Here is a 9,644-nt window from a genome sequence, read left to right as displayed (position 1 = left end):
TTGTTTGTGGTAATTCAATTATATTACAGTTTGGGCCACTATGGGCATTTTTTTATTAAATTTTTAATTAGTTCAAGTTCATTATACAATTAAGCATTAATATTCAATTAATTATCTGTAAACATTTTAACAGGACTCTAGCCTAAAAGCAAATTAGATTTAAATAATTTACTTTAAATCGAAAAAGCTCCCTGACGGGAGCCTTAATTTTGACTTAATATTTTAGTTAAGAAATTTTGTATTCTTTCGGATTCCGGATTGACAAATATTTTTTCGGGAACCGTGTCACTAATAATTTGACCATAATCCATAAAAAACACCCGATCAGAGACATCTCTGGCAAAACCCATCTCATGAGTTACAATTAACATGGTGATATTTTCCTCAGCTAAATCTCTGATTACAGTCAGCACTTCTCCAACCAGCTCGGGATCTAGAGAGGAAGTAGGCTCATCAAAGAGCATAATATCAGGTTCCATTGCCAGAGCTCTGGCAATAGCAACTCTCTGTTTCTGTCCTCCGGATAATTGGGCCGGAAAACTATCTTTTTTATCAGAAAGCCCAACTTTTTTTAATAAGGCTGCTGCTTTTTCTTTAGCAGCAGATTTTTTGATACCTTTGACAACTATCGGAGCTTCAATTAAATTTCCCATCACAGTTTTGTGGGGAAAAAGATTAAAACCCTGAAAAACCATCCCCATTTTTTCATAAGCTTTTTTGCCGGATTCCCTGACTGAAATCCCTTCTACATATAATTCACCTGAATTAATTTCTTCCAGGCCAATCAGTGAACGCAGGAGTGTACTTTTACCGGAGCCAGAAGGACCAATTATCGAAATTGCTTCTCCCTGTTCTACTTCAAAAGAGACACCAGCCAGCACCTCCAGCTCACCAAAGCTTTTATAAATGTTTTTTGCTTTTATCATTTCCAAAATTATCACCTATTCGTAAACAGAATATTTTTCTTCTAATTTGCGGAAAACTGTAACAATAACTGAGCTGATGACTAAATAAAAAACTGCAGCTATTATAAAAGGAATTATGGAAAAATCTCTTGTTACAGCAACCTTGGCTGCGCGTAATAAATCACCCAGTCCAATCACAGCTACTAGAGCACTATCTTTAACCAGATTTATTGCTTCATTACTGGTAGCAGGTAAAACTCTTTTTACAGTCTGCGGAATTATAATCCTGCTCATTGTCTGCCTGTAATTCATTCCCAGAACTTTTGCTGCCTCATACTGACCTTCATTAATAGATTCAATTCCACCTCTGAAAATTTCGGTAAAATAGGCTCCATAATTAACAATAAAGGTCAAAGCTGCAGCCGGGAAAGGCTCTAATGTTATACCAAGAACCGGCAGTCCATAATAGGCAAAAAACAGCTGTAATAAAAGCGGAGTTCCCCTAAAGACCCAGGTATAAAAAGATAAAATTGATTTCAGAAGTGGTATTTTGGAAATCTTACCCAGAGCTCCTGCTATACCTAAAATTACAGAAAAGATAGCTGTGACCAAATAAAGCTGGAAGGTAATTAAACTACCTTCCAGTATATATCCTGATACGTTTATTATATAATCAAACAAATAAATGCCTCCTACTTAAGCACAATATCTTCTCCGAACCATTTTTCTGAAATCTCAGCTGCTGTTCCATCTTCTATCATTTCATCTAATGCTTCATTCAGCGCTTCTCTAAATGAATCAGCATCATCACGAACTCCTACCCCATACTGTTCTCCGCCGAAATCTTCTTCGAGAACCTTAAACTGTCCGGGGCGCTGGCTCATATAATAACGGCCAACTATTACATCTAAAACAACTGCCTGAACTCTTCCAGTCTGTAAATCCATTAAGGCTTCTGTATTATTTGAAAACTGACGTAATTCTGCAAAAGTTTCCAGTACTTCTGGCTCAGATTCTACAGCACTAACCGCACTACTTCCAAGCTGAATTCCTACAACTTTACCAGCCAGATCTTCCTTAGTTTCAATATCACTGTCTGCCTGAACTACAATACTCTGGGAGTTTTCAAGATAAGGTTGAGTAAAATCAATACTCTCTTCTCTTGCGGGAGTAATTGTTAAACCATTCCAGATTACATCTATCATACCATTTTTAAGACTTAAAATAACTCCATCCCAGTCAACAGCCTTAAATTCCACCTCAACACCGATTCTTTTAGCTGCTTCTTTCGCTAAATCTATATCAAATCCAACAATTTCTCCACTTTCATCTCTAAAACCCATTGGTGGAAAACTGTCATCAAGTCCAACGACCATTGTACCTTTTTCCTTGATTTGAGCCAGTGAATCCTGAGCCATTACATTACCACCAATTAATACTACTGCTAAAACCACTACTACAAAAATATTTAATAAATTTTTTTTCACTATTTTTCCCCCTCGATTTCTTTTATACTATTATACTTTATTACTTTATCGTTGTAAAGTGATAAGGTGAAAAAATATAAATAAACTAGAATTTATTTTTAACTATAGAAAGATTACAAAAATAAGAGGACGAATTAAAATTCGCCCTCCCTTGATTTTATATAATTTTACTTTGATTTATTTAAGATGTGCCTTACCTCTATAAACTAAACCTCTAACACCATCGACAGTGATTACTTCTCCATCTTTAAAGTCATCACTGATATCACCTGTATTAACTACCACAGGAATACCGATGTTAAGGCCAACAATTGCTGGATGTGAAGTTAGACCACCACTGAAGGTAACAACTGCAGCTGCTTTTTTCATTGCAGGTACAAAGTCACGATCAGTCATCGGAGCAATCATAATGTCTCCTTCTTCAATCTTGGCCATTGCTTCTTCTGCAGTTTTAACAAGCTTAGCTTTACCAACTGCTATACTCTTACCAATTCCCTGACCATCAGCAACTGGTTTACCAACAACATCTACCTTGATTAAGTTAGTTGTACCAGAAATACCGACCGGAGTACCAGCAGTAATTGTTACCAGATCTCCTTCATCAATCAACTTGTGTTCTAGAGCTGTAGAAATAGCATTATCCATCATTTCATCAGTTGTAGAACTTCTGGCAGCAAGTAATGGAGAAACTCCCCAGGTCATTGCCAGCTGATGTAGGACTCTCTTATTTGGAGTAACAGCAATAATCGGTGTCTGTGGTCTATATTTAGAAACTGTACGTGCTGTTAGACCAGAACCTGTTGATGTAATAACTGCTTCTGCACCAAGTTCTTCAGCAGTCTGACAGGTAGCAAGTGAAATTGCAGTAGTAACAGAATCAGCTGCAAATTCATATTTACCGGCAAACTTTTCTTTATAGCTTTCAGAATTCTCGACCTCTTTAGCAATCTGAGCCATAGTTTTTACTGATTCAACAGGATATTTACCAGCTGCAGATTCTCCAGATAACATTGTGGCATCTGTTCCATCATAAATCGCATTGGCAACATCAGAAGCCTCAGCTCTAGTTGGGCGAGGATTTCTGATCATAGAATCAAGCATCTGAGTTGCAGTAATTACTGGTTTTGAAGCTTCATTACATTTTCTAATCATTATTTTCTGGACAATTGGTACCTTTTCTGCAGGAATTTCTACTCCCAGGTCACCACGGGCAACCATGATTCCATCTGCTACTTCTAGGATAGCATCCAGGTTTTCTACACCTTCCTGGTTTTCTATTTTAGCAATAATAAAAATATCTTCATTTCCACTTTCTTCTAAAATTTTGCGGATTTCAATAACATCATTGGCTTTACGAACAAAAGAAGCTGCAATGAAGTGAATTCCCTGTTCTACACCAAAGCGGATATCAGAAATATCTTTTTCGGTTAAAGCTGGTAAGCTTACCTTAACACCTGGTAAGTTAACACCCTTACGAGAACCAAGCTCTCCCCCATTGACCACTCTGGTAACTACATCTTCACCATCAATTGCTGTAACTTCAAGCTCAATTAAACCATCATCAATTAAGATTTTATTTCCTGCTTCCATATCCTGAGCTAAATCTTTATAGGATACAGAAATCATTTCTGTTGTTCCTTCCACATCTTCTTTAGTAATTACAAGCTCAGTCTCTGCTTCTAACTGAATCTTGTCACCTTTCATTTCTCCAGTTCTTATTTCCGGACCTTTGGTATCAAGCATTATACCTACAGTTTTACCTGTTTCTTTCTCGGCTGCTTTAACCATATCCATTCTCTGTTTATGTTCAGCATGATCTCCATGAGAGAAATTCATGCGGGCAACATCCATCCCTGCCTCTACAACTTCTTTGATAATTTCTTTATCATTTGTAGCTGGTCCTAAAGTACATACTATCTTCGTTTTTCTCATATTAACCTCCCAATAATTAACTTACATTGATAAAATATTTGCTAATTTATAAATGTCCATATTAATTGTTTCAGTCTTTTCAATTGCATCTGCAACTGCACAGCAGCCAATTGAATTATCTTTATAAGTAACCATTTTATCTCTTTTACCCTCTAATAAGAGGTCAATAGCTTTGGCCCCCATGCGGCTGGCAACTATTCTATCGGTTGCTGTAGGACTTCCCCCACGCTGCAGGTGACCCAAAACAGTCACTCTGGTTTCCATGCCGGTTTTTTCTCTGATTAAATCTCCCATAGCCATTCCCGGACTACCATTATATTCACTTAAATCAGCAAATGGAGCTTTTACCCCCTCGGCAATCAAAATAAGGCTATGTAGCTTACCCCTCTTAAATCCTTGTGTAATTTTATCACACACCTGCTGTGGTGTAAAATCTATTTCTGGAACTAAGATATATTCGGCTCCACCAGCAAGACCGGTCATTAATGCTAAATAGCCAGAATCACGCCCCATACATTCAATTACAAAGGTTCTCTCATGAGAGGTGGCAGTATCTCTAATCTTATTGATTGCGTCTAAGATTGTATTCATGGCTGTATCAACACCGATTGTATAATCAGTACAGGAAAGATCATTATCGATAGTGCCTGGAATCCCAACTGCCTTAATATCACTTTCAGCATTAATTTTCTGTACACCTTTTAAGGATCCATCCCCACCAATTACAACCAGCGCATCTATACCTTCTTCTTTCATATTGGCATAAGCCTTTTTTCTGCCTTCTTTTGTTTTAAATTCTTCACAGCGGGCTGATAGTAAAATTGTTCCGCCACGCTGCACAATATCTGCAACTGATCCCCTGTGCATTGGGAAAAAATCTTTTTCAATTAAACCTTTATATCCATGTTTTACTCCAACTACTTCCATATTATAATAAATTGCTGTTCTAACTACAGATCTGATTGCAGGATTCATTCCTGGAGCATCTCCTCCACTTGTCAGTACTGCTATTTTTTTCATTTCTATACCTCCAATTAAATATTTGTATGTAAACAGGAATAGGCTTCTTCAGCTTCAATGGCCGGAACCTTAATCTGATAACTACCAGCTCCAGCATCATCAATCTGAACCATAAAGCCCTCTTTTTCCATAATTTTTAAAATATTATCAGCTTCCTCTTGCGAAGAAGCTATATATACAACCTGCCACATTGATAAGCTCCTTTCAATTTTCCAATATTTTAAATATATCGGAAAACAAAGCTATTATTTACCTTCAGAATTAACTTTACCATGTTTACTCATTATCTCTGCTTTACCTCTAATTTTCATTGCAGAAACATTTTCGGTAAACTGAGCAGCCAGGATTTCTCCCTTATCCAATTTTTCTGTATGATTAAATTTAGTATCCTTACCTCTGGTTAAACCAATAATTGTAACTCCATCTTCCAGAGCCTTAATTAAAATATAATCAGCATTAACATCCATAGTTTTTCCTCCTTTATCCACTTAATAATATAATAAGCAAAAAAGCATTGTCAAGAATTTTTGATATTTTTAAGACAAAGTTTGCAGATTCTCGCCATTTTTTCGACCATTAGTCAAAGAAATGGGATATTTAGGCTTAGAGAAATTTATACTCTGATTTTTTTAGAGCTCTTGCTAATTCATTTTGTGTCTGCTGGTTCATATTAACATTGTACTTGGTAGCAGTTATTATCAACCTATTATTCCTTTTCAACAGAACCGAGACATTACCTTCTTTTTTTAACAGATATCTTTTTAACTTAACAACTCTATTTTTAGGCAGCTCAGAAATATCAATTATCAATAATTTATCGTTTAAAGAAATTACTTTTTTTGCAATCAGCTGCTCATCACTTTTTTCTCCGTAAATTAAAAGACCTCGATTTTCTAACAAATCAAAGTTTATTTTTTTAAATAGATCAGAAAAAACTATTACCTCAATTTTTTCTTCCCGGTCACTGACTGTTAAAAAAGCCATTTTATTATTGCGTTTGGTAATATGTTCTTTATAATTTATCAGATAAGCTGCTGTCAATACCTTCTGTCCTTCTGGAAGCTGGAGAACTTTACCAATAGAATAAGTGTTTAAGTGCTCCAACTTAGCCTGATATTGGTCAAGAGGATGGGCCGAAAGATAAATCCCCAGAAATTCTTTTTCCTGTTCCAGTATCGTTTCAGTTTTTAATTCATCTACCTCGGTATAATTTAAATCCTCCTCTAAAAACTCATTCTGATCTTCAAATAACTCTGCAAAAGACTGCTGTCCCTGGGCTCGATGTTTTGATAAGTTATTATACTTATTATATAAGTCCTCAAAATTCAGGAGCAGTGAAGCTCTGCTGACAGCAATCTGATCGAAGGCACCGGCCTTAATGAAGGCTTCCAGACTCTGCACATTAATTGCAGAAATATCAACTCGTTTTAAAAAATCAATCAACGAAGTAAATTCTTTTTCTTTCCTTGCCTTAACTAAGGCCTTAATTGAACCAGAACCCACATTTTTAATTGCCTTAAGCCCATAACGAATCTGTCTTTCATTCTCAGCAGTAAAGTCATGGTAGCTTTGATTAATGTCAGGTGGTAAAATCTCCAGATTAATTTCGCGTGAGGCTTTAATATAATCTGCAATTTTATCCTGATTACCCATCACTGAAGAAAATAAGGCAGCCATAAATTCAGCTGGATAATGATATTTGAGGTAGGCAGTCTGATAAGCTAAAAAGGCATAAGCAGTTGAATGTGATTTATTAAAACCATAACCGGCAAAATACTCCATCTGGTCAAAAATTTCCTGAGCAGTTTCTTCCTCAATTCCCCGCTCCACTGCACCCTCAACAAATTTTTCTCTTTCAGCTGCTACTAATTCTAACTTCTTTTTACCCATTCCCCGCCGCAGCAGGTCAGCTTCGCCCATACTGTATCCGGCCAGAGTACTTGCAATCTCCATTACCTGCTCCTGATATAAAATCATACCAAAAGTTTCTTCTAGAATGGGCTTTAATTTAGGATGTAAATATTCTGCTTTCTTTTTACCGTGTCTGATGTCAATAAAATCATCTACAATATTGCTGCCCAGTGGTCCCGGCCGCCCTAGAGCCAGCATTGCTATCAGATCATTAAACCGTTCCGGTTTCATTTTTTTATTTAAAGACTGAAATAAATAAGACTCCATCTGAAAAACACCAGCTGTCTTACCTGTAGCCAGAAATTGATATACCTTCTGGTCAGCAAGAGGAATATTATCAATATCAATCTCTTCACCTCGATGTTCTTCTATTAATTTTAGGGTGTTTTTAATTACAGTTAAATTTCTTAAACCTAAAAAGTCCATCTTTAAAAGCCCCAGAGCCTCCAGATCTCCCATCGGCAGCTGGGTAATTACACTCTCGTCCTGTTTCTGCAGAGGAACAATCTGGGCCAGCGGCTCCGCTCCAATGATAACTCCAGCAGCATGAGTCGAAATATGGCGCGGCAGCCCTTCGACTCCTCTGGCATAATCAAGCAGTTCTTTAACTTCTCCATCAGTCTGGTAAAGCTCCTGCAGTTTACTTTGATCTTTCATTGACTGTTCTATACCTTTACGGGAGGAAATCAACTTTGCCACCCGATCAACTTTACCATAGGGGATAGCCAGTACCCTCCCGACATCTCTAACTGCTGCTCGAGCTGCCATGGTTCCAAAAGTTCCGATCTGAGCCACCCGTTCAGTTCCATATCTCTGCTTTACATATTCAATGATTTGATCTCGATTTTCATCAAAATCAATGTCAATATCGGGCATTGTTACCCGTTCTGGATTTAAAAAACGCTCAAAAATCAAACCATATTTTAAAGGATTAACTTTAGTAATATTTAAAAGATAAGCCACTAAACTCCCGGCAGCTGAACCCCGGCCCGGGCCGACCATAATTTCATTATCTTCCGCATATTTTACGAAATCGTAAACAATTAAAAAATAGGCTGCATATCCCATCTCAAAAATAATCTTGAGCTCATATTTTAGTCTCTCAACAGCCTCCTGATTTAAAGCCATATCCTTTGTCTTTAAACCCTCAAAGCATAACTTTTTAAGTAGTTCCTCCGGGGATTTCTCTTCTCCCAGATCAGGATATTCTGGCAGATAAAAATGATTAAAATCCAGATCCAACTCAACTCGATCCGCAATCCTGACAGTATTTTGATAGGCAGAATCAAGTTCAGGAAAAAGTTTTCTCATTTCAGCCGGTGATTTATAATAAAATTCTTCTCCACTAAAGGTCATTCTATTTTCATCATCAACAGTGGTTCCTGTCTGCAGAGCCAGTAAAATATCCTGCAGTTCTGCATCTTCTTTGTTCAGGTAATGGCTGTCATTTGTAACAACAGCTGGAATATTATTTTCTCGACTCAATCTGAGTAAACCCTGAGCTGCTTCTTTCTCCTGCTGCAGATTATGATCCTGCAGTTCTAAAAAGAAATTCTCTTTACCAAAAATAGCCTGGTAATCAGAAGCAGCCTTTTTTGCCAGGTCATAATTACCATTAATTAAAAGCTGCGGAATTTCGCCCTGCAGACAGGCAGATAAACAAATTAGACCCTGACTGTATTCGGCCAGCAGTTCTTTATCAACCCGGGGTTTATAATAAAAACCCTCCAGCCAGGCTTTAGAAACCAGCTGAATCAAATTGTGATATCCCTGCTTGTTCTGGGCCAGCAGAACTAAATGATAACGCTTGCGGCTCTTTTCCAGACGGCTGCCCGGCGACAGATAAAGCTCGGCTCCGATAATCGGTTTAATTCCTTCTTTTTTTGCTTTTCTATAAAAATCAATCATTCCATAGAGAACTCCATGATCGGTGATGGCAGCTGCCGGCATCTCATATTCTTTTGTTTTTTTAATTAAGGAATCCACTCTAATTGCCCCATCCAGGAGACTAAAGGCAGTATGATTATGAAGATGGACAAAATCGGACATTTAAATCATTCCTTTTAAATTTATGCTTGTAAAATCTTGAGTTTTTTTGTATAATATAATCAAATGCTAATTTAGGAGGTGCAAGTATGAAAGAAGAAGTAGAAAAATATATTGATAAAATCAGACCAAGTCTTCAGGCTGATGGTGGAGATGTTGAATTAGTAGAAGTTACTGAAGATGGAGTCGTTAAAGTAAAACTTTTAGGAGCCTGCAGTGGTTGTCCAATGTCAACCTTAACCATAAAAAATGGTATTGAAAGAACTTTAAAACAAAATGTTGACGGGATTCAGGAAGTACAATCTGTTTAATTTCGTTAAACAAATTAGAGTTTTCAACATTT

At 37.0% G+C, this 9,644-nt stretch carries 9 protein-coding genes; 1 reads left to right on the top strand and 8 read right to left on the bottom strand.

The window, feature by feature from the left end:
• Positions 1-203 precede the first annotated feature (203 nt).
• The 8 genes from C7958_RS10975 to C7958_RS10945 all read right to left on the bottom strand — a co-directional run bounded on the left by C7958_RS10975 (position 204) and on the right by C7958_RS10945 (position 9,304).
• Positions 204-932, bottom strand: a complete 729-nt coding sequence (locus C7958_RS10975; RefSeq protein ID WP_347877295.1) for an amino acid ABC transporter ATP-binding protein — start codon at positions 930-932, stop codon at positions 204-206.
• A 9-nt stretch (positions 933-941) separates the two neighbouring features.
• Positions 942-1,586, bottom strand: a complete 645-nt coding sequence (locus C7958_RS10970) for an amino acid ABC transporter permease (RefSeq protein ID WP_111572721.1) — start codon at positions 1,584-1,586, stop codon at positions 942-944.
• 11 nt (positions 1,587-1,597) lie between these two features.
• Positions 1,598-2,395, bottom strand: coding sequence for a transporter substrate-binding domain-containing protein (locus C7958_RS10965; protein ID WP_166668529.1), 798 nt, complete (start codon positions 2,393-2,395; stop codon positions 1,598-1,600).
• 174 nt (positions 2,396-2,569) lie between these two features.
• Entirely contained in the window at positions 2,570-4,324 is a 1,755-nt protein-coding gene (pyk, locus tag C7958_RS10960) for a pyruvate kinase (RefSeq protein ID WP_111572719.1), read from the bottom strand.
• Between the two features lie 21 nt (positions 4,325-4,345).
• Positions 4,346-5,344, bottom strand: coding sequence for a 6-phosphofructokinase (gene pfkA, locus C7958_RS10955; protein WP_111572718.1), 999 nt, complete (start codon positions 5,342-5,344; stop codon positions 4,346-4,348).
• 14 nt (positions 5,345-5,358) lie between these two features.
• Positions 5,359-5,535, bottom strand: coding sequence for a hypothetical protein (locus C7958_RS15670; protein ID WP_166668526.1), 177 nt, complete (start codon positions 5,533-5,535; stop codon positions 5,359-5,361).
• Positions 5,536-5,589: 54 nt separating this feature from the next.
• The gene (gene mtrB / locus C7958_RS10950) at positions 5,590-5,811 is read right to left on the bottom strand and encodes a trp RNA-binding attenuation protein MtrB (RefSeq protein ID WP_108142719.1); all 222 of its coding nucleotides are present in this window, start codon (positions 5,809-5,811) and stop codon (positions 5,590-5,592) included.
• A 136-nt stretch (positions 5,812-5,947) separates the two neighbouring features.
• Positions 5,948-9,304: a DNA polymerase III subunit alpha gene (locus C7958_RS10945; RefSeq protein WP_111572717.1), complete on the bottom strand. Its 3,357-nt coding sequence runs from the start codon at positions 9,302-9,304 to the stop codon at positions 5,948-5,950.
• Between the two features lie 86 nt (positions 9,305-9,390).
• Here C7958_RS10945 and C7958_RS10940 point away from each other — a divergent pair, with 86 nt between their 5' ends.
• Positions 9,391-9,612 carry a NifU family protein gene (locus C7958_RS10940; RefSeq protein WP_111572716.1) on the top strand — a complete coding sequence of 74 codons (222 nt, stop codon included), beginning with the start codon at positions 9,391-9,393 and terminating at the stop codon, positions 9,610-9,612.
• Positions 9,613-9,644 lie beyond the last annotated feature (32 nt).

This window comes from Halanaerobium saccharolyticum (assembly GCF_003259895.1).
In the GTDB taxonomy this organism is placed as follows: Bacteria; Bacillota; Halanaerobiia; order Halanaerobiales; family Halanaerobiaceae; genus Halanaerobium; species Halanaerobium saccharolyticum_A.
Note: the sequence above shows the minus strand (reverse complement) of the source record. Positions and strands in the feature narration are given on the sequence as shown.